General features: G+C 53.7%; 19 protein-coding genes and 1 tRNA gene. 8 read left to right on the top strand and 12 right to left on the bottom strand.

Annotation, left to right across the window (positions count from 1 at the left end):
- Positions 1-62 precede the first annotated feature (62 nt).
- A complete protein-coding gene (locus ACIOWE_RS18455) occupies positions 63-656 on the top strand; it encodes a nitroreductase family protein (protein ID WP_401394206.1) in 594 nt (197 codons plus the stop codon).
- A 124-nt stretch (positions 657-780) separates the two neighbouring features.
- Here ACIOWE_RS18455 and ACIOWE_RS18450 read toward each other — a convergent pair whose 3' ends face one another.
- From ACIOWE_RS18450 to ACIOWE_RS18435, 4 genes are all read right to left on the bottom strand, one after another.
- On the bottom strand, positions 781-1,713 hold the full coding sequence (locus ACIOWE_RS18450) for a D-2-hydroxyacid dehydrogenase (protein WP_401394203.1): 933 nt from the start codon (positions 1,711-1,713) through the stop codon (positions 781-783).
- Positions 1,714-1,818: 105 nt separating this feature from the next.
- Entirely contained in the window at positions 1,819-2,112 is a 294-nt protein-coding gene (locus tag ACIOWE_RS18445) for a YcgL domain-containing protein (protein WP_201238696.1), read from the bottom strand.
- Positions 2,109-3,242, bottom strand: coding sequence for a ribonuclease D (rnd, locus tag ACIOWE_RS18440; RefSeq protein ID WP_401394200.1), 1,134 nt, complete (start codon positions 3,240-3,242; stop codon positions 2,109-2,111). The genes ACIOWE_RS18445 and rnd overlap by 4 nt, the downstream gene beginning before the upstream one ends.
- A 163-nt stretch (positions 3,243-3,405) precedes the next feature.
- Positions 3,406-5,055 carry a phosphoethanolamine transferase gene (locus ACIOWE_RS18435; protein ID WP_401394197.1) on the bottom strand — a complete coding sequence of 550 codons (1,650 nt, stop codon included), beginning with the start codon at positions 5,053-5,055 and terminating at the stop codon, positions 3,406-3,408.
- Positions 5,056-5,458: 403 nt separating this feature from the next.
- Between ACIOWE_RS18435 and ACIOWE_RS18430 the strand changes: the two genes are divergently transcribed.
- Both ACIOWE_RS18430 and ACIOWE_RS18425 read left to right on the top strand, forming a co-directional pair.
- Positions 5,459-6,643 carry a cyanate transporter gene (locus ACIOWE_RS18430; protein ID WP_401394194.1) on the top strand — a complete coding sequence of 395 codons (1,185 nt, stop codon included), beginning with the start codon at positions 5,459-5,461 and terminating at the stop codon, positions 6,641-6,643.
- Between the two features lie 197 nt (positions 6,644-6,840).
- Entirely contained in the window at positions 6,841-7,776 is a 936-nt protein-coding gene (locus ACIOWE_RS18425) for a LysR substrate-binding domain-containing protein (RefSeq protein WP_401394191.1), read from the top strand.
- A 126-nt stretch (positions 7,777-7,902) separates the two neighbouring features.
- Here ACIOWE_RS18425 and ACIOWE_RS18420 read toward each other — a convergent pair whose 3' ends face one another.
- The 5 genes from ACIOWE_RS18420 to ACIOWE_RS18400 all read right to left on the bottom strand — a co-directional run bounded on the left by ACIOWE_RS18420 (position 7,903) and on the right by ACIOWE_RS18400 (position 13,065).
- A complete protein-coding gene (locus tag ACIOWE_RS18420; protein ID WP_201238701.1) occupies positions 7,903-8,823 on the bottom strand; it encodes a LysR substrate-binding domain-containing protein in 921 nt (306 codons plus the stop codon).
- A gap of 87 nt (positions 8,824-8,910) precedes the next feature.
- On the bottom strand, positions 8,911-11,007 hold the full coding sequence (locus ACIOWE_RS18415) for a DUF6311 domain-containing protein (protein ID WP_401394188.1): 2,097 nt from the start codon (positions 11,005-11,007) through the stop codon (positions 8,911-8,913).
- A complete protein-coding gene (locus ACIOWE_RS18410) occupies positions 11,004-11,390 on the bottom strand; it encodes a GtrA family protein (protein ID WP_401394185.1) in 387 nt (128 codons plus the stop codon). The genes ACIOWE_RS18415 and ACIOWE_RS18410 overlap by 4 nt, the downstream gene beginning before the upstream one ends.
- Positions 11,387-12,097, bottom strand: coding sequence for a class I SAM-dependent methyltransferase (locus tag ACIOWE_RS18405; RefSeq protein WP_401394182.1), 711 nt, complete (start codon positions 12,095-12,097; stop codon positions 11,387-11,389). Before ACIOWE_RS18405 ends, ACIOWE_RS18410 begins: the two co-directional genes overlap by 4 nt.
- 2 nt (positions 12,098-12,099) lie before the next feature.
- Entirely contained in the window at positions 12,100-13,065 is a 966-nt protein-coding gene (locus ACIOWE_RS18400) for a glycosyltransferase family 2 protein (protein ID WP_401394179.1), read from the bottom strand.
- Between the two features lie 277 nt (positions 13,066-13,342).
- Here ACIOWE_RS18400 and ACIOWE_RS18395 point away from each other — a divergent pair, with 277 nt between their 5' ends.
- The 5 genes from ACIOWE_RS18395 to ACIOWE_RS18375 all read left to right on the top strand — a co-directional run bounded on the left by ACIOWE_RS18395 (position 13,343) and on the right by ACIOWE_RS18375 (position 17,558).
- Positions 13,343-13,534 (top strand): DUF1508 domain-containing protein, encoded by a 192-nt coding sequence (locus ACIOWE_RS18395; protein WP_201238705.1) that lies wholly within the window; start codon positions 13,343-13,345, stop codon positions 13,532-13,534.
- A 482-nt stretch (positions 13,535-14,016) separates the two neighbouring features.
- Positions 14,017-15,153 carry a hypothetical protein gene (locus tag ACIOWE_RS18390; protein ID WP_401394174.1) on the top strand — a complete coding sequence of 379 codons (1,137 nt, stop codon included), beginning with the start codon at positions 14,017-14,019 and terminating at the stop codon, positions 15,151-15,153.
- Entirely contained in the window at positions 15,150-15,557 is a 408-nt protein-coding gene (locus ACIOWE_RS18385) for a GtrA family protein (RefSeq protein ID WP_401394171.1), read from the top strand. The genes ACIOWE_RS18390 and ACIOWE_RS18385 overlap by 4 nt, the downstream gene beginning before the upstream one ends.
- An 18-nt stretch (positions 15,558-15,575) precedes the next feature.
- Positions 15,576-16,607 (top strand): glycosyltransferase, encoded by a 1,032-nt coding sequence (locus ACIOWE_RS18380; protein WP_201234541.1) that lies wholly within the window; start codon positions 15,576-15,578, stop codon positions 16,605-16,607.
- 3 nt (positions 16,608-16,610) lie between these two features.
- Complete coding sequence (locus ACIOWE_RS18375) at positions 16,611-17,558, top strand: NAD-dependent epimerase/dehydratase family protein (RefSeq protein ID WP_401394168.1); 948 nt, start codon at positions 16,611-16,613, stop codon at positions 17,556-17,558.
- A gap of 268 nt (positions 17,559-17,826) precedes the next feature.
- Here the strand turns inward: ACIOWE_RS18375 and ACIOWE_RS18370 are convergent, their stop codons facing one another.
- From ACIOWE_RS18370 to purC, 3 genes are all read right to left on the bottom strand, one after another.
- Positions 17,827-18,888, bottom strand: a complete 1,062-nt coding sequence (locus tag ACIOWE_RS18370) for an acyltransferase (protein WP_201238708.1) — start codon at positions 18,886-18,888, stop codon at positions 17,827-17,829.
- A gap of 599 nt (positions 18,889-19,487) precedes the next feature.
- A tRNA-Ser gene (locus ACIOWE_RS18365) sits at positions 19,488-19,577 on the bottom strand.
- Between the two features lie 83 nt (positions 19,578-19,660).
- Positions 19,661-20,272, bottom strand: a 612-nt coding sequence (gene purC / locus ACIOWE_RS18360) for a phosphoribosylaminoimidazolesuccinocarboxamide synthase (RefSeq protein ID WP_401394164.1), incomplete at its 5' end; no start/stop codon positions are given.

Raw genomic sequence — 20,272 nt, 5'->3', positions numbered from 1 at the left:
GCAACTGATCCCGCCGGGTTTTCGTTCGAATCTTTTACTCAAACGTAGCAAGGAATCTCTTGATGAGTGCCAACCCTCGCGTTGCCGAATACGCCATTCACCCGCAGTTCACCGACCGTTGGTCGCCGCGCGCCTTCACTGGCGAAGCGATCCCGGAAGAAACCCTGCTGAGCTTTTTCGAAGCGGCGCGCTGGGCGCCATCGGCCTACAACTCGCAGCCGTGGCGCTTCCTGTACGCGCGTCGCGATACGCCGAACTGGGAGCGTTTTCTGGGTTTGCTTAACGAATTCAACCGTGGCTGGGCGCAGCACGCTTCGGCGCTGGTAATCGTGATCTCGAAAACCACCTTCGCCGCGCCAGGCGCCACTGAAGAAACGCCGGCGCTGTGGAGCACCTTCGACACGGGTTCGGCGTGGGGCCATCTGGCGCTGCAAGCAAGCATCAGCGGCTGGCACACCCATGGCATGGCCGGCTTCGATCAGGAGTTGACGCGCAAGGAGCTGAATATTCCTGAAGGTTATGCGCTGCACGCGGCAGTGGCCGTCGGCAAACTGGGCGACAAATCGACGCTGGCGGATTACCTGCAAGCGCGCGAAGAGCCAAGCCCGCGTCGCCCGCTGAGCGAACTGGCGGCTGAAGGCGACTTCACCCTCTAAGCCAGCACAAAAACAAATGTGGGAGCGAGCCTGCTCGCGAAAGAGGTGCGTCAGACAGCAATGATGTTGGCTGACACTCCCTCTTCGCGAGCAGGCTCGCTCCCACATTTTATCCAACGAACACTCAGTAACCGCGGTTGAAATCCACTTCCCCGCGCAACGCTTCACCCGCCTGATACGCCCGCAGATTCTCGACAAACAACTGCACCATCAACGCTGGTGAAGTCGGTGCTGAACTGTGGCCGGTCAGCAGCAAACCCCAGGCTGTCCAGAACGGATGACGTTGCGGCAACGGTTCCTGACGGCAGACGTCGATCACCGCGCCCGCCAGATGCCCTTCCTTCAAGGCTTCCACCAGATCCGCATCAACCACCGCCACACCGCGACCAACGTTGATGAACAACCCGGTCGGCTTGAATTGCTTGAACAGTGGCGCGTCGTAAATATCGTGGGTATGCGCCGTGTTCGGCAGCAGATTGACCACGTAATCCACTTCACCTACCAGACGCGGCAGATCCGCCATCGAGCCGACTTCGACGAACGGTGCCTGCTCGCGGGCGCTGCTGGCGATACCGTACAGTTCGACGCCGAACGGCAACAGAAACTGCGCCACGCTCTGGCCAATGTCACCGGTGCCGACGATCAACACCTTGCGTCCGACCAGGCTCTGGCCGGTGCGGTTGTCCCATTTTCGCTCGACCTGGCTGACCAGCCGCGCCAGCACTTCGCGTTCGTGGCCGAGCATGTAAGTCAGGACGTATTCGGCCATCACCTGACCGAAAATCCCCACCGCGCGGCTCAAGTGATAATCCCGACGCAAGCCGTCGGCGAGCAGCGGCGTGATGCCGGCCCAGGTCGATTGCAGCCATTGCGGTTGATGGCCCTGACGCAACAGGGTCGCAAGCAGATCCGGTTGCCCCAGCCACACCGGGCAATCGGCGGCCTGACGGGCCAGTTCGGCGGAGTCGCCGCTGGTCAATACTTCCAGCTCCGGCGCTGCCTGACGCAGCAGCCGGGCGTATATCGCGTGGTCGTGTTCAGCAATCAGAACGCGCATCTTCAAACCTTTCGCAAACCGTGCAGACAGCCGCCGCTTTCGGGGCGGCCATCGCGGTAAAAACAGTTCCAGGGTTAACAGAGGCCCAGAACAGGGCCTCGCCGATCAGACCGGGTCGTTGCGGCGCAGCAACTCTTCGGGCAAGTGCTCGATGTACTCGTCCTCGGCCGGTGGCATTTGCAGGTGATAGCCCTGCTTTTCGAGGTTTTCCAGGACCACGACAATGTCTTCGCTGGCCAGTTTGCGCTCAGGCGTCAGCACCAGACTGAAGGAAAATATGGCTTTACCGAAAGCTGCCATCAATGCCTCGGGCACGCGTTCCAATTCATCGCTCTTGAGCACATAGAGGTACATGCCTTTGCGCTTTGAGCTTTGGTAAATAGAGCAAATACGTTTCAAGGCTGTTCTCCGGCGGTGGCCAGGCTGTCGAGCAGCTTCTGACCCATGAGTTCGCGGCGCCAGCCACGCAGCGACTCAGGCAATTGGTAAGGGCCCTCGGGGAAGCCGCTTTTGACCAGCGCTTCGAGGGTTTTCTTGCGCAGCATCAGTTCCGGGGCGATGCCCAGACGCTCAGCCTCGGCCTGGCCCAATGCGCGCAGTTGTTTGATCAATGCAGCAGCTTCGATCGGCAATGGCTCAGGCACCGCTGGCGGCCATTGATCAGGCCCCACACTGCCAGAGCGCTTGATCAGATCAAGCAGAAATTGACCGTCCTGACGCACGGTACGCGGGTGCATGTCTTCGATCTTGCCCAACGCAGCGAGGTTGTCCGGTTGTGTACGAGCCAGCGGCCACAGCGAGTGCTCACGGACGATGCGGTTGCGTGGCAGATCGCGGGCACGGGCTTCTGTTTCACGCCAGGCACACAGTTCACGCAGTACAGCCAGTTGGGCGCGAGACAGCTTCCACGCCAGTTTGGCCTCGCGATAGACCTCGTAAGGATCGGTTTCGCGGCGCAGGTTGGCGACCAGTTCGGCGCCGTCCTCCAGCACCCAGGCGAACTTGTCGTCAGACAGTTTCGGCCGCAGTTGTACAAAAACTTCCGCCAGATGCACCGCGTCTTCGGCGGCGTAGCTGATTTGCGTGTCGGACAACGGGCGCTGCAACCAGTCGGAACGAGTCTCGCCTTTCGGCAGTTCGATGCCGAGCACTTCCTGCACCAGTCGCGAATAACCCATCGAGAACCCGAGGTTCAGATAAGCAGCGGCCAGTTGCGTGTCGAACATCGGCGCCGGCAGGCTGCCGGTCAGGCGCAACAGGACTTCGAGGTCTTCGCTGCACGCGTGCAGGACTTTGAGCACCGCCGGGTTTTCCAGCAACGCAGCCAGTGGTTGCCAGGCATTGATGGTCAGCGGATCAATCAGGTAGGCGCGTTTGCCGTCACCCACCTGCAACAGGCCGGCAATCGGGTAAAAGGTGTCGACCCGCATGAATTCGGTGTCGAGGGCCACGAAAGGCAGCTGCTGCCACTCGGCGCAAAATTGCGCGAGGCTTTCGTTGTCGCGAATCCAGTGAATATCGATGGCCACACGGCTCTCCCTTGAAGAATGGCGCGCAGTATATATCGCCACTGGCGATTTACGCGCCTGCGAAGGGCAAGAGCTGTAACGAAATGTCCTGCCAAAGAGCAAGAATAGTCTGACAGAGGAAACAGACGGGGTCGCCGCGTCAGAACGCCGGCCCCGAAACGGCTCAGTCCTTGGCCAGTACGCCGTCAATCACCGCGCCACGGCATCCGGCAAACATGTCCAGACCCGGCTGATAGACCTTGCTGCGCACCTCCAGCAGGCCAAGCATCGAGTGGAACAGATTGTCCTGACTCAGCGGTTTGTCACGACTCATTTGCAGGCAATGGGTATCGACCGAATAGGCCTTTTGATAGTTGTCGGAGAACCACGCCAGCATCGCCACATGTTTTTGTTGTTCGGGCGCCAGCATGTAAGGCGTGCCGTGCAGGAACAAGTTGTACTCGCCCAGCGACTCACCGTGATCGGACAGATACAACATCGCCGTATCGACTTTGTCCTGATTGCTGCGCAGCACATCGATCAGGCTCGACAGCACATGATCGGTATAGACCAGGGTGTTGTCGTAACCGTTGACGATACTTTCGCGGCTGCAATTGTTCAGTGCGTTACTTTCACAGACCGGCGTGAAGTGCTCGTATTCCTTCGGATAACGCTTGAAGTATTCCGGACCGTGACTGCCCATCTGGTGCAGGACCAGCACCGTGTCCTTGTCCAGATGATCGATAAAGCCTTGCAGACCTTGCAGCAGGATTTCGTCGCGGCACTCACTGTTGGCGCACAGCGCCGGATCCTTCAGGTTGCTGACATCCTGCACGGTGACACGATCGCAAGTGCCTTTGCAGCCGGACTGGTTATCGCGCCAGATCACGTCGATACCGGCACGCTTGAGCACATCGAGCAGGCCTTCTTCGTTCTTCGCCTTGCTGGCGTCGTAGTCCTTGCGACCCATGTTGGAAAACATGCACGGCACCGAGACTGCGGTTTCAGTGCCGCAGGAATGCACGTCGGTGAAAGCGATCAGCCCCGCTTCCTTGTCCAGTTTCGGCGTAGTGTCACGGTCATAACCGAGGATGCCGAAGTTCTCTGCACGGGCACTCTCCCCCACCACCAGTACGGTCAGGGATTTGCGTGGCTGGATTTTCAGGTCCGGGTTGCGTTGCGCGTCTTCGCCAATTTTCACGAACGGTTGCTGCGCCGAGACGACCTGTTCACGCAGGTAACCGGCCGACGCGCCAATGTAATTGCTCGGCACCAGCATCAGGCGCAGTTCATGGTGATTGCGAAACAATGAGGACAGGCCCTGATAGTTGGCCAAGGCCACACCGCCGATTACCGCAACCGACGCCACACTGACGATAACTTTACTGAGCAATTCGTGATGCCAGCGGCGATAACTTACTGGAACTTTCCACAATATGACCGACGGCAACACGCCAAGAAAAACAATATAAGCAAACAACTTCAACGAGAGCAGATCACGCACTTCCGTGACATTGGTTTCAGCGAAGTTGCGAAACATCCCCGCATCAATCATCACGCCATACTGACTCATGAAATAAGCCACGCCGGCGCTGATCAAAAACATCACAGTCAGAAGCGGTTTGAGCAGCGGACGGAAAGCCAGCAAGGTCAGCACGATGTTGAACGCCGCAAGGATCATTACCCCGAATGCCAGGCGCATGGCGATGCCCTTGCCATCCGCAGCGGTAATCTCGAACAGGTGCTGCCAGAGCACAAAATTGAAACCGAGCAAAAGGAAGGCACTGGCAATCAACGTCACCCATTCCGGGCGCACGGCTTTTAACTTCAACATGGTGTGGGGCTATTCCTGAAAAGAAGAGCCTTGCTCAATCATTAAAATTCAATTGTGAAAAATTCATTAAACAAGGCAGCACAAACTTTAGGCAGGCAACCATCAATTTTTTGTGAAAAAGACGCCAACGATTAGTTGGCAGGTGGTAATGAGCCAAAACTCGTGAAGTATTTGAGAATGGTTCAGTTCTCATTCAGTGAAAAATGCGCGTTTTCTGTAGCTGCCGGAGGCTGCGATCCTTTGATTTTGATTTTTTAAAGCAAGGTCAAAGGATCGCAGCCTTCGGCAGCTCCTACGGGGATCCGGGTGTTATCGATTTTTTAAATACTGCTCGGGATTTTCTGGTTTGTCCGGTTCGGCAGCCGGGCGCCTAATTGTCAGCCTCTCGCTTATAGGTTTGAAGATGGAAAACGTCCGCGCCGCCTCCCGCCCCGCTCTCTGGCTGATGCTCGCCATCATTCTGGTTGCGCTTAATCTGCGTCCGTCGATGGCCGCCATCGGGCCGTTGCTCTCGGCGATTCGCGGCGACATTCCTTTGAGCTTCAGCCTAGCGTCGTTACTGACCATGCTGCCGGTGATGGCCATGGGCATGGCGATGTTTTTCGGCATTGGTATCAGCCAACGTCTGGGTGAGCAGCGCACGGTACTGCTGTCGCTGCTTATTATTGGGCTGGCAACGCTGGCACGGCTGTTTGTCGACTCGGCGGTGGAGCTGATTGTCAGCGCGGTGCTGGCGGGGATCGGTATCGCGTTGATTCAGGCGTTGATGCCAGCGCTGATCAAAACGCGTTTCCCGGACAACGTGGCGCTGTGCATGGGCTTGTACGTGACCTCGATCATGGGCGGCGCGGCCATTGCAGCCTCGTTCGCTCCGCTGGTGATGGTGCAGACCGGAAGCTGGCGCCTCGGGTTGGCCATTTGGACCGCGTTGGCGTTGTTGGCATTGCTGTTCTGGTGGTCACAACGCACACATCTGCCAAACGCCATCAGCGCAGCGGCGAGGAAAGAATCGTTTTTCGCCAATTCTCGCGCCTGGTTACTCGCGATTTTCTTCGGTCTGGGGACGGCGTCCTACACCTGTGTTCTCGCCTGGCTGGCACCGTACTACGTCGAAAAAGGCTGGAGTGAACAGAACGCCGGTCTGTTGCTGGGTTTTCTGACGGCCATGGAGGTGATTTCCGGCCTGATCGTTCCGGCCATCGCCAATCGCAGTCGTGACCGGCGCGTGGTGTTGATGGCGCTGCTCGGATTGATCATCGCCGGCTTCTGCGGGCTGATCCTCAGCCCACAGCATCTCAGCCTGCTGTGGCCATGTTTGTTGGGGCTGGGCATTGGCGGACTGTTTCCGATGAGCCTGATCGTCTCGCTCGATCACCTCGACAACCCACAGCGTGCCGGCGGCCTCACCGCTTTCGTGCAAGGCATTGGTTATCTGATTGCCGGTCTCTCCCCACTGCTGGCGGGGATGGTTCGTGATCAACTCGGCAGCTTCGAATGGGCGTGGTGGTCGCTGACGGCGGTGATGGCGGTCATGCTGCTGATGGTGATGCGCTTTGATCCGCGACATTACGCGCGGCATATTCAATGATCGCGGAAGCGCATGAGCTAGAGGCTTCTGGCCACCTTTTCGAGGATTATTCAACGACGTCGTGTTGCTAAAACTTTCTGTCCCACAACTGTCCGTGAAATGTCCTACAGGGGTTTCTCCTAGCACCATCGTTCCGTTAGGATCGTACGCACACGTTTGCGCGGATTCAGCGCAAGGAGCACAGCGAGACAGTACGGATGCTGAACAGTAACTTGCTTAGAAAGCTCGACATGCAGGACCTCATGGTGTTTATCGCCGTGTATGAGCAGAGCAGCGTCACCGATGTGTCGGAAACGCTGTTCGTCAGTCAATCTACCGTTAGTTATTGCCTGAAAAAACTGCGTAACAGTTTCGAAGACGAGCTGTTCATCAACACCCGTACCGGCATGCGCCCGACCTACAAGGCCAGCAGCATGTACAGCCATGTGCAGAAAATCCTCGAAAGTATCAACTTGTGCCACGCCGGTGCCCCGGCATTCGATCCGAGCCGGCAGGCCGTCACGTTCAACATCTGCGCCCCGGAATACTTCGAGCAACTGATCCTGCCGCGCCTGTTGAAGCGTTTCGACTACGATGACTTGCCGGTGATGGTCAATATGCACAAGTTCGAAACCGACGTTCCGGCCGATGAACTTCGCGACGGCAGTCTCGATCTGGTGATCAGTTTCGGCCCGAACTTTCACCGCAGCCACAATGATTTGAAATCGCGGATGCTACTCGAAGATGATCTGGTCTGCGTCTTCGACAAGCGCGCCACTCCACTGGAGCCGCGTCTGAGCCTGCAAGCCTTCACCGAACGTCGGCATGTCTTTCCGACACCCTGGACGTCCACCACCAACATGGTCGATGGCTGGCTCGCACGGCAGGCGCAGAAACGTCAGATCGTGGCGCGCTCCAACAGCTACAGCGCCGCGCTGAAAATGATCACCGGCACCGATTTCATCCTCACCCTGCCCCGACGCATCCAGCGTTTACTGACCAAAGAAGCCATCTTCAATCACTGTGAAGCGCCAAATGGCCTGCCGGGGTTCACCCTCGATATGCAATGGAGCCAGCAGGCCGACCATGACAGCGCCAACGTCTGGCTCCGCGAGCAAGTGATCAAGGTGTGCAGCGAACTGGAAGCCGCCTGAGTCCCAAGCCCTTGTAGACGCTGTCGAGTGAAACGAGGCTGCGATCTTTTGATCTTTAAAACAAAGACCAAAAGATCGCAGCGTGCCGCAGCCCCTACAGGGATACCGCGCATTGTTGATGTGATTTCAGGGGGCGGTGAGTGGTCGCTCGCTCATGAACGCTTCCAGTCGCGAACGCAGCCAGCGTTCGGCTGGGTCGCTGTCGACATGACTGAGCCAGACCATCGATAGATCCAGCATCGGTGTCTTGAAGGGAAACGGTTCCTTGAACAGCAGCCCGGACGCGGCCATGGCCTCGGCAGTGTAATCCGGCAGGCTGGCGATCAGATCCGTGCCGGCCAACAACGCAGGTAACGCACTGTATTGCGGCACTGACAACACTACCTGACGGGTGCGGCCAAGCTCGGCCAGCCACTCGTCGGCGAAACCACTGATGTTCGCCGTGTGGGAAACCAACACATGCGGCCGTGAGCAATATTCATCGAGCGTCAACGGTGAATCGGACGCATCTGCACGCAGGATACTCGGCTGGATATGCCGCAGCAGTTTGCGTTTGGCATTGGCTGGCAGACCACGGGTCTGGCTGATGCCCACGGTGATGTCGCCAGCTGCGAGCAAATCGGGAATCCGCCAGTAATCGACGTGTTGCACCACGAACACGACTTTCGGCGCCTCCTGGCGCAGGGCGCGCAACAGTGGTGGCAACAGGCCGAACTCGACGTCATCGGACAAGCCGATGCGGAAGGTCATGTTGCTGACAGCAGGATCGAAATTGTGCGTCAGGCTCAGCGCAACGGACAGCGAATCGAGCGCCGGCGAGAGATGACGAAAGAGTTCTTCGGCTCGGGCCGTCGGTTCCATGCGATGGCCGACGCGGATAAACAATGGATCGTTGAACATCGAGCGCAAGCGGTTGAGCGCCGAGCTGATGGTCGGCTGGCCGAGAAACAGTTTTTCTGCCGCCCGGGTCACATTGCGTTCGAGCATCAAGGTCTCGAACACCACCATCAGGTTGATGTCAGCCTTGCGCAGTTCATTTCGATTCATCCATTGCCCCCCTGATCCCCAGACTGGAGGCAGTGTAGAAAGTCCTTGGGCCTGGCGTCCATCAGCATGCACACAGTGTTTCAGTGCTCAGTGGACGGTCAGCGTTCTCAATCCCAGCCCCATGACCCGCGAATCACCATTCAAGCCCAGTTGTTGCGGGCTGACGGCATCAGGTAGATGCAACTGGAGTTTCAGCAAACCACCCTTGCCCAACGTCTCGCGGATGGCTGTACTGAGCGGAATTTCCAGCCGGTTGTCTTGCACCTGCGTCAGACGCGTCGACAAGACCTGTTCGCCATTGATGCTGACGATAACCCGCTGGGTAAGAGCTGGCGGCATCGCGAATGCCGATGCTTCCAACACAATCGCGTGGGTATCAGGCATCACCCGCAGCGTGATTTCAGCATCCGGCCCTTCGCTCCAGGTGCCCCAGGTTTCAGGCACCGACCAACCTTTGGTCAACTGTCGGCTTTTACGATTGAATGTCTGCACCAGTCCTGACTGGCTGAGCGGAATCGATGACATTGCCCGCCCCTCATCAACCATCGCCAGGCATTGATCGCAGTGTTTCCAGCCCGGTGCCAACACAACAAAATCGTCTACGCGGGTCAGCAGGTCAGTATCGCTGTGCACACTGTGGATGGCAGCGTCCAACGCTTCATCATCGATGATGTACAGCGAGTCGGCCTCGTACTCGCCCGTCACCAGCCTGCGCTGCGCATCGAGCTGGGTGCGTTCGAGCACTGAAGGACTCATGCGCCCCATGTACACGGCATCAGTCTGCATTCGATGAGTAGCGGCGAAATCGGCGATGGCCTGCCACTGATCGGGCTGATTTTTTGGAATCAACGCGCGGATATTCTTGTAATGACCCGCGGCGCTGTTCCAGAAAGGATCGTGCATTGGACTGGCCCATGCCGATGTCGGCGGCAGCATTTTTCCCGCCCGCAAACCCATCCAGGCAATTCGGGTATCCATCACTTGCACCACCAGCGCCAATGCAAGCAATCCCATGGCGGTGCGCACGCGATAACCACGTACGACGAGGAACACCAGCAGCACGACGATTGCGTAGAACACCGGCCAGAACATGCGACCCGAGGCACGAAAAATACTGGCCAGACGCTCAAGGATTTTGGGTAGCGGATAGCTGAACGTGTGCGTGCCCCAACCGATCTGATTCGACAGTGCGAACAGCGTCAGCCCGACCATCGCCAGCAGCAGCCACCACCGGCTAGCGAGTAACGCCTTCAAGGAAATACCGCTTCTGAACCAGGCAATCCCCGCCACTGGCACCAGCAAAAGAATCCCGAGGCCCAGATAGTTGAAGCCCTCATAATCGCCACCGCCCTTGGGGATGCCGGGCAATACATACGACCAGCCCTCCGCGTCGAACAGCGATACCAGATTCATGCGATACCAGCCAAAACCACCGCCGCCCGCACCGTCGACAATGCTGAAATAACCGGCCTGCCAGCAGCACACACTGACCAAGGCAAACAAAATTGCAAACTCGACCACCCCCTGAAGACGGCTGAGTTTGCCGTTTATGAATTTGGCAAACAGATCGGCAACCCAGATCAGCGCCACCATCACCAACAAATACGCGTGCACCAGCGCGGTGACGGCCAGCAATGTGCCCCATGCTGCACGACGCCGCTGGAGCGCCGGATGCAGCGCCAGATACAAGGCAGCAAGAATCAGGAAATGCCCGGCCAGGGACAAATGCCCACCCGTGCGGACAAACATCGGCGGGGAAAACACCAATAACCCCGTGCCCAGTAATCGCAGCACGGGGTTATCGGTCATCAACCCGAGCAACTGCCAGGCAAACCAGGCCTGCAAAACGAAACAGGCCAGCAGCCAAATACCGAAATACTGGAATGTATCCGGTAACCAGCCGCTGAACGGCTTGAACAGCAGCGCCATCAATGGATTGGAGTCGGAAAAGATGATCGCACTGCCCAACTCCAGCCCATAAGACGGGTTGAGCCCGAGCGGAAACGTCCAGGGCGAATGACGGAAGTTCACCCAGCCGAGGTAATGCGTTGCCGGATCACCGTCCTTCAACCAGGCGATGTTCTGCGGATCCAGCGCCCGTGGACCGATTACCAGGAAAAACGCCAGCACGCCCAGCAGAATCGGCAGCAATGCGAGCGCCGGATGGCGGTTCGAAACCTTCATCGGTACGTCCAGAAGTTATGCAGCACAAAAGTGAATGCCGGAATCGTCACCGCCACCGCACCGATGCCCAACAGGTAGTGGAGCCCGGCCACTTGCGCCGCCCATGCAACCAACATCGCCAACAGAAATCCACCCAGCGACACCAGCAGAAAACGCATCAGGGTTCTGCCATGCAGTCGGGCCGAGAAACTCCAGGTGGTGTTGATTACGTAGGAAACGACCGTCGCGACGGCAAAAGCCACGCCGTTGGCGAGCGGTGGTTGAGGGGCGATGAAATTGATGAACAACACCGCCACCAGCGCATGCAAGCCAGTGACGAAAATCCCGGTCAGGGCAAAGCGTAGACCGCGCTGGATCAACGCGTTTTTTTCCGCTGAGGTCACGGTTTTTGCGCCAGCACAAAAACGCTCAATCCGGCGAGGCGATTCATGCCCATCAATGGCAGCTCCAAGCGGCAAAGTGCCTTGAGCACCGAGTTCACCAGCGGATGATGACGCTTGAGCTGCGAACGTGGCGTCGCCGCTTGCGGGCCCTGTGGCAGCAACCGCATTGCCGCCGCAATCGGGAACACCGCGCCGAAATAATAGGCACCTCGCTGCACCGTCAGGCCAGCATCGCGAGCCAGTGTCTCGAACTGTGCCAGGGTGTAGCGGCGCTTGTGTTCAAGGAAGTCGTCATGGCCGCTCCAGAGAAACTGGAATGCCGGCACCGTCATCAGAAAACGGCCGCCGGAAGGCACTTTGTCGACGTATTCCTTGAGCAGACCGAGGTCGTCATCGACATGTTCGAGGACATCCATCAGTAGCACGAGATCGGCTTCGATGGTTTCAACGCCACGTCGGTAATGCACCGGTTTGCCGGTGGTGGTTGCATCGGAATCGGCGGGGTAGCTGATATCCACGCACCACGCCTCACGCGCATCGGTGTGGCTCAACAGATGATGGGAGAAAAACCCGGAACCGGCGCCCACATCGAGAATCCGCTTGATCGGCGCATCGCCTAGCAAGCGACGGGTGGCAGCCGCTTTGGAGCAGTAATACCAATGCTCACCGATGCTGTCGCCGAGGATGTCGGTTTCCTTGAGATCCATATTCAGTCCTTGGGGTCGTAGACGCGACGCACCAGATAAACCGGCCGGCGTTTGGATTCAATATAAGTGCGGCCCAGGTACTCGCCGAGTACACCGATGCCAATCAATTGCAGGCCGCCAAGGAACGTGACCGCGACCATCAGCGAGGCGTAACCCGGCATGTCGACACCGTGGACCAACGTCCGCACCACGATAAAAATGGCAAAGGCAAACGACACCAGCGACACCAGTGCCCCGATGTACGTCCAGATCCGCAACGGTTCGGTGCTGAAACTGGTGATGCCTTCGAGGGCAAAATTCCACAGCCGCCAGCCGTTGAATTTGCTGTGCCCGGCCACGCGCTCGGGGCGCTCGTAATCGACGTGAGTGGTACGGAATCCGACCCAGGCGAACAAGCCTTTCATGAAGCGCCGGGACTCGGGCAAGGTCAGCAAGGCATCGACCACACAACGATCCATAAGGCGGAAATCGCCGACGTTCTCGGGTAATGGCTGCTCGGCGATTTTATTGTGCAGGCGATAGAACCAGTGCGCCGAAGTCTGCTTGGCCCAGGTATCGCTGCGGCGACTGATGCGGTGACCCAGCACCACTTCGTAACCTTCTCGCCAGCGCTCGATCATCTGCAGGATCACTTCCGGTGGATCCTGCAAATCGGCGTCGATGGGCACCACGATCTGCCCGGTGGCCATTTGCAGACCGGCAGACAACGCCGCTTCTTTGCCGAAGTTGCGACTCAAATCGACGATGCGCAGCCGCGAGTCTCGCTGCTGGTGCTCAAGCAAGCGCTGCAACGTGCTGTCAGTGCTGCCGTCATTGACGAACACCAGTTCAAGGTCAATGGCCGGTTGCGTCTGAAAGACCTCATCAATGCGCAGGAGAAACGTGTCGAGACTGTCCTCCTCGTTAAAAACGGGGACAACCAGCGATAACGTCACCCGAACGGCCTGTTGCGTTCCGTGCTCAGTCAAAGGAGTGCTCTTTTTATAGTGTTTGTCGGTCGCCGAACAAATCTCGACGCCATGAGCCGACCCGTATTAAGCAGTAGCGTCGACGGCGTTGCAAGGGTCAAACGGCGTCATATCGGCCAAACCAGAGGCCTGTCCGCGCCCTCTAGCCCGCACTCTTCAGAAACATCCCCGAACGATTGGAAACAAATGTCCGATAGCCAAAATACCCGCCTGCGCTAGGCTTGCGTCGATGCGCCACACAGGCTGTCGCACGCACAAATCGCATGGAGCGAACTGAATGTATTTCGAGATTTACAGGCAATCCAGAGGCACCCCAAGCACCGGCAAAGGCCAATGGCGCTGGAGACTGAGGGCGGGCAATCACGAAACGATTGCCAGTGGCGAGTCTTACGTGAACAAGGCGGATTGTTTGCATGTGATCGGATTGATCAAGGCTGTGCAAGGGGAGACTCCGGTCAGGGAAATCTAATTTCAAGACTAGGATCACAATCAGAAAGAAAGAAGCTAAAAACCTCTACGCCCAGGTACTCAACGCCAAGTCACTGCCTGTCTTCGCGCAGGCTAGGCTCAAGTGCATTCAATCTTTTCCCAAAGGAAGTCTCATAGCTTTATGCTGTGAGGCTTTTTTCCATGCCTGATTGAATCGCCAAATTTATTGTCTTGAAAAGGTTATTTAATGCATGAAAAACAGAACAAACAAAAAAACAAATTTCTCCCTTTATATATAGCACTAAAAATCGACCAACTCTAAATAGGGATTAACACTGCACACGACGCACCCCACAAAAAAATCAATAACAACATCGAGCATTTTAAAAATCAATTAAAAAGCACCATACTTAGTTTTACTTAAACCAACAACTCCAAAACCGCATCACACCCCACTTTAAAAACCCAGCAAAGCATGATAACATCCCAAGCTTTTGGAAACACGCTTACTAGGGAACGCAAATGGATTTTCCAGCAATTGGCGATGCAGAAGCTTACCGTATATTTGGAGAAACTTGCGCAGCGTATATAGAAAACTCCGACACCTCTCCCTACAATTGCTACAACGGCATTCGCCCTGTAGGCATCATGATATATCATGCGCTGCCATTTCTCTTCACTAGCGACCCAATAAAGTCCAGCTATATCAGTCTGATGCTGAATATAATTTGTCTTATCGGGCTCATTGCATCGGTATTAATGATTTTCAGAAATCTGAATGATTCACCCGTTACTTCGCGGAGCAGGCTTGAACAAACCGTTGAGATCGGGCTCGTATTTTTAACGATACTATTTTGCATCTCTTATATCCCCGTCAGATCCTCAGACATTCAAAGTCTTGTATTTTTCGTCAGCTCCATTGCTATAGTTTCAAACAAAGAATATAGACACAGGCCCGCAATACTTATACTAGCAGGAGCGCTGGCCGGCACCTCTGTATTACTGAAGCAAAATTACGTAGCCTCAATATTTTTTCTAGTTGTTTTTTGGTTAGCCGCGGACTTCCGCGAGCACATCAACAATAAATTCAAAACACTGTTTTGGTATTTATTGGGCACTTCCGTATGCCTGATTCAGGTTGCATTGGTTTTCCATAATTCTACCGAAGGAACCCTGTGGTTTTACGAACCTAAATACATGGAGACCTACACCTCTGGAAACGTACAGCCCTATGTGGAACTCATCGCCTTTACCAAACCGGAGCCCGGCGCCTATATAACCACACTGCAACAAAAATTCTCCACACTGGAATTTGTCGCCATTCGATTCTACGAAGGAGTATCAAAATTTTACTGGTCAATGTATTTAGCAACAGCACCTTTTGATGAACATCCTGCCGCACTGATTATTAGCAACACAAAGATATTTTTTATTCAGCTTGGCATCGTCCTGAGCATCGCCGCAAGTCTTGCGACCTATCTATTCAAAAACAAATGGATGCTGATTATTTCATTAATGGCACTGGCATCCGGACTCCTGACTGCATCAATCATGCATACTGAAAACAGATACTACGTAATGACCAAGCTGCTTTATCTGCTTGTTGCACTGGCAGCATTTACCCAACTATATAAAAAAACAAGAGCCCCAAAAACATGAGTACTTTTCCGATATGGGCCGCAAAAATACTTGACAAGTCCCTACTGAAATTTTTAGCAGTAGGACTAATGAATACATTCGTTGGACTGGCGGTCATTTACGCGACGAAGTATTTTTTTGGATTTGGGGATGTATATGCAAATGCCTTTGGCTATAGCTGCGGCCTGATCGTTTCCTATACGTTCAATTCTCGCTGGACCTTTGAATTCAAAGGCAAGCAACTATCAGCATTCAAAAGATTTTGCATTTGCTTTATACTTTCGTACATAGCAAACCTCCTGACTGTCATGACACTAATCACGATATTCAACTGTAATGCATATCTTGCTCAGGCACTGGGAATGCCAGCGTATACCATTACGAATTACGTGCTTTGCAAATATTACGCATTCAAGACCGAATAACCGACTGTTAAGAAGCCTATGAATATCAAGAATCATGAAAAACTGACGGAAAGGCGTGTGATGCTAACTCTTTCAACAGTAACCCCGGTTTACTCGGGACAGGTTTACCTTCGCGAGCTGGTTCTTGAACTCGCTAAAGTGAAAGAACAATTGCGGGATGATGCTGCTCCCATTCAATTACAGGAATCCATTTTTGTATTGGACGAAGGTATCGATGACTCCGCAACAGTGCTGGCCGAGTTAGCGCGCGAATACGACTGGGTGCGAGTCATCCATCTTTCTCGCAATTTTGGACAACACCCTGCAACAATGGCAGGCATTCTTCACTCATCCAGTGACTGGATTGCCACACTCGACGAGGATCTACAGCACCCGCCAAGCGAGATCATTAAGCTGCTTTCTGAAGCAATCCTGCAGAACAAAGACGTAGCCTATGCCCAGCCCGTTGCCGCGGTTCACGAAAGCCTGATTCGAGATTTGGGTTCAGTTGGATTTAAGAAAGGGATGGAGTTCTTTACCGGTAACGATAAAATCTCATCGTTTAATAGTTTTCGCGTCATGAGAGGCACCCTCGCCCGTGCTGCCGCGAGCGTCTGCTCTTATGATACTTATTTTGATATTTCGCTGACCTGGTTCACCAAGCGCATGATATCTGTTCCGCTGAGCATCAAAGATCAGCGCGTTATCAATGGCGAAAAGAGCGGTTACTCTTTCAAACAATTACTTTCCCATGCACGACGAATGGCGATTTCAAGTAATACGAAATTACTTCGCTACGCAGGCCTAGCCGGAATTCTAGCGTTCTTGACATCATTAGTCTTGATGCTTTCAACTATTGTAAAACACTTCTTTTTTCCCGAGAGTATCGACGCTCATGGCTGGGCATCCCTATTTACGGGAATACTGTTTTTTGGAGGACTGATCAGCGTTATTGCAACTATCATAGCGGAATACCTTATGGTCGCCATTCTGCACCTGAATGGAAAGCCGACTTTTTATACAGTAGACAGAAGCCAAGATGTCACCTTGCTGGAATACTTTAAAAGGTAACATATGATCATATTGTATAAGAACTCAGACACCCGCCCGGAAATCAGGAGTATCGTCCTGATTTTCGGCGTGGGTTTGATAGGCAAGGAAATAGTCCATAGCCTGTTATCGCATGAACAGTACAAATCTCAGTCATATGACTTCCATTGGAATGATCGAAAACAGCAAGCAGCGGATGCTGAGAACCTAATTACGCAGTTTCGAAATATTGCACATGCCGGCACACGCGAGTCCGCACGCCCGAAAAAAATTAATGTTGCACTTGTATGGGCAGCGGGCAAAGCCGGCTTTGCGTCATCGAACGCGGAAATGGAAGAAGAGAAAATATCTTTCAACGTAGTACTTGAGGTTTACCAAGCTATTTCGAAATCCGGCTTGTGCAATACATTGAACTTCCACTTTGTGAGCTCGGCCGGCGGACTTTTTGAATCGCAACGATTCATTAATAAAAATTCAACTCCCTCTCCGTGCAGGCCTTATGGGAGCCATAAGCTTAATCTCGAAGAGTTACTGCTGAACTCGATAGGTGCAGACGCCAGCTTTATTTATAGACCAAGCTCCGTTTATGGCCCGATGAACGGCGGCCGACTCGGCTTGATTGCGATACTTATAAAAAATGGACTACAGAACAAAGAAGTCAAAATACTTGGCAACATGGATACACTCAGAGATTATGTATTCTGCGGTGATATAGGACAGCACATCGCCAAAAGGATAGTTTCGAACGCCTGCCAAGGCCGCATTGAAATACTGGCATCTGGGCGTCCGATGTCAATTTTGCAATTGAAAATAATTGTCGAACAAGTTATCAACAGAAAAATTTATATCTGCACCAGCACTTCAGATACTAACAGCGAAGATATCACCTTCGATGCCAGCAGCCTTCCTGCGGACTGGCGCCCTACAGAAATCAACCTGGGTGTCAGAAAGGTTTACGCTGATTTCTTTTGAGCATCATTCATGACGCCCTCCAAGCCAACAGACGCAACACAGAAGGGACACACACAGCAACTCTCGCCTCACCCCCCTTCGCCACTCCAATTCGCCAAACGGGACCATTGGGGCAGCCTCTGACTACGTGCGCATGCAACGCGACTGAATATCGTTGCCCCTTCTTATCATGCTCGACATCAACCTGAAGACCACAAAGAGACCGCTTGCTGCACTACGACGGCACCCCATAAAAAGCTCACATCAAGTGTAACAAACGATTAAAGACTCAATTGGCCTGGCTTCGCCCGGCAAGCTCCGCAACTAATCGAGTCTCAGTTTTTTTCTTGTACATTCGAATAAATGGATATTCGATAAAATACGAACAAATTAACGCAGCGACAAAGCTAAGAACAAGAAAAGCAGAAAACCAATGAAAGTAATGCAACACAAACATATGCATCAAGTACAGTGGATATGCCAATCGCGCTACGACATTGATAACAGGTGAGGATATTTTTTTGTCGTACAACGCGTATACCATTAACGCAAAACCGAGTGCCAATACGCTCGGAATCAAAATCCCATCTCTCGTCAGCAAAGCCATACTCGGGTGTTTGTCCGCACCCGTCAACTTCCATATGTAGATGAAAGAAATCGTCAGAATCACCAGAGCAAGCGCCAGAGAACATTTCTTTAAAATATCCAAACGCTGTCTGACTGCATAAGCCACAGCCACCCCATAAATCAATTCGTCATATCTATAATATGGCTTCAAGAAAAGAAAGAATTGCCAGTTATTATCATCCGGCAGGTAAGCAGATGAGAGATAGAACCGCAGCCCTAAAAAGAATACTAAAATTACCGCTATACCCACCCAGACCATTCTTAGATTTATGAGCGCCCACAGAATAAAAGGTATAGTCGCATAGAAAATCATCTCTACAACCAGACTCCATGTTATTTGATAAAATGGCAGATCAACGTGCCAAATATCGTAAACAACAGTTTGAAAAAACACAGAGTGCGCTGTGAATATCTTCAGAATATCGGCAGACGTTCCTGCATACCCCCTAAACCTTATATCAATCAGATACAGCAAGACCGATACTATGTAGAGTGGGTAAATTCTGAGAAGGCGACTTCTCATATACTCAAAATACGAGAATCGTCCGGAGGGAATCGATGAAAACAATATCGAGCCAATAAGAAATCCGGAAAGAATAAAAAACAAATCAACGCCAACCCAGCCGACCCTGAACTCCTGAGGCATATTATGCCAGACAAGAACCATCACAATTGCTATAGCTCGCAGTAGATCCAGGCCTTGATATTTACTGTGCTCGGTCAAATACCTAAACCATTCTAACGTATAATTTTTCATATTCTCTGACATCACGCCCAATTATTATTTATTTGCTATTTAAATCAGACAACCACTGAACAGCGCACCACAAGATTTTAATTCTGATTTTTTTAATGAAATGCCTGGTAATTTTACCCTCTGCCACCTCTAAACCACAGACATTGCGCTGTACTCCTTTCACAACTCCAGGCACTGGGAATGCGCTGCCACATCCTCAATAACGCAGCCCTCTGATCATGTCGGCTATCTCCCGTCCGCCTCCAGGCTCTCTCGCGAGTGATTCGCCCGTGGGCTCCGCAGCCTCTCCTGAAGCCAAGGGCTTGCATCTTGCCAATGTCGAAGGCACAACGACCCAAGCCAGAGCCCATAGCGCGACAGAACCTCTGCAAGCCTCTTCGCACCTTTCGAAATGTCATTGACAGGGATTCTAAAAGTCAGCGCTAGATCGGGCTGACAGAACTTTAAACTCGCACCCATCACTTCCTCCGCTACCGAGAACCCAAGCGATGCAAATTTTTATCAGGATGAGACAACAGAAACGAAAAAACCCCGTAGATTTTCATCTACGGGGCTTTCTCTATATATGGCGGAGAGATAGGGATTCGAACCCTAGGTACCGGTGAAGGTACAACGGATTTCGAATCCGTCCCATTCGGCCACTCTGGCATCTCTCCAACGGCGCGCATCATAACAACACTTTTACCGAAAGCAAACCCTCTTTCGAAAATTTCTTCGTGCTATCAGATGCTTGCGTCGATTAAAGCGGTACGCCCAGACGATTGGCGACTTCTTCGTAGGCTTCGATGACGTCACCGAGGCCCTGGCGGAAGCGGTCTTTGTCCATCTTCTTCTTGGTGTCCTTGTCCCACAGACGGCAGCCGTCCGGGCTGAATTCGTCGCCCAGGACGATGGAGCCGTCGCTGAACACGCCGAATTCAAGCTTGAAGTCGACCAACAGCAGGCCGGCGTCGTCGAACAGCTTGGTCAGGACTTCATTGACCTTGAGCGACAGCTCCTTCATGCGAACCAGTTGCTCGGCAGTGCCCCAGCCGAATGCCACAACGTGGGATTCGTTGATGAACGGGTCGCCCTTGGCGTCGTCCTTCAGGAACAGCTCGAAGGTGTACGGGTTGAGCTTCATGCCCTCTTCGACGCCCAGACGTTTTACCAGGCTGCCGGCGGCATAGTTACGCACGACGCACTCGACCGGGATCATGTCGAGCTTCTTCACCAGGACTTCGTTGTCGGCCAGCAGTTTGTCGAATTGGGTCGGAATGCCGGCCGCTTCGAGTTTCTGCATGATGAAGGCGTTGAAGTTGTTTTTAACCATGCCTTTGCGGTCGAGCTTCTCGATACGCTTGCCGTCGAA

This window comes from Pseudomonas sp. NPDC087598, from assembly GCF_044743525.1.
Lineage (GTDB): Bacteria > Pseudomonadota > Gammaproteobacteria > Pseudomonadales > Pseudomonadaceae > Aquipseudomonas.
The sequence above is the reverse complement of the archived record's forward strand: the minus strand, read 5'-3'. Positions and strand labels throughout refer to the sequence as shown.

Excerpts from the sequence above, each read along its gene's own strand:
- ACIOWE_RS18455 (WP_401394206.1), top strand. The coding sequence starts at position 63 with ATGAGTGCCAACCCTCGCGTTGCCGAATACGCCATTCACCCGCAGTTC.
- ACIOWE_RS18450 (WP_401394203.1), bottom strand. The coding sequence starts at position 1,713 with ATGCGCGTTCTGATTGCTGAACACGACCACGCGATATACGCCCGGCTG.
- ACIOWE_RS18435 (WP_401394197.1), bottom strand. The coding sequence starts at position 5,055 with ATGTTGAAGTTAAAAGCCGTGCGCCCGGAATGGGTGACGTTGATTGCC.
- ACIOWE_RS18430 (WP_401394194.1), top strand. The coding sequence starts at position 5,459 with ATGGAAAACGTCCGCGCCGCCTCCCGCCCCGCTCTCTGGCTGATGCTC.
- ACIOWE_RS18425 (WP_401394191.1), top strand. The coding sequence starts at position 6,841 with ATGCTGAACAGTAACTTGCTTAGAAAGCTCGACATGCAGGACCTCATG.
- ACIOWE_RS18420 (WP_201238701.1), bottom strand. The coding sequence starts at position 8,823 with ATGAATCGAAATGAACTGCGCAAGGCTGACATCAACCTGATGGTGGTG.
- ACIOWE_RS18415 (WP_401394188.1), bottom strand. The coding sequence starts at position 11,007 with ATGAAGGTTTCGAACCGCCATCCGGCGCTCGCATTGCTGCCGATTCTG.
- ACIOWE_RS18405 (WP_401394182.1), bottom strand. The coding sequence starts at position 12,097 with ATGGATCTCAAGGAAACCGACATCCTCGGCGACAGCATCGGTGAGCAT.
- ACIOWE_RS18395 (WP_201238705.1), top strand. The coding sequence starts at position 13,343 with ATGTATTTCGAGATTTACAGGCAATCCAGAGGCACCCCAAGCACCGGC.
- ACIOWE_RS18390 (WP_401394174.1), top strand. The coding sequence starts at position 14,017 with ATGGATTTTCCAGCAATTGGCGATGCAGAAGCTTACCGTATATTTGGA.
- ACIOWE_RS18385 (WP_401394171.1), top strand. The coding sequence starts at position 15,150 with ATGAGTACTTTTCCGATATGGGCCGCAAAAATACTTGACAAGTCCCTA.
- ACIOWE_RS18380 (WP_201234541.1), top strand. The coding sequence starts at position 15,576 with ATGAATATCAAGAATCATGAAAAACTGACGGAAAGGCGTGTGATGCTA.
- ACIOWE_RS18375 (WP_401394168.1), top strand. The coding sequence starts at position 16,611 with ATGATCATATTGTATAAGAACTCAGACACCCGCCCGGAAATCAGGAGT.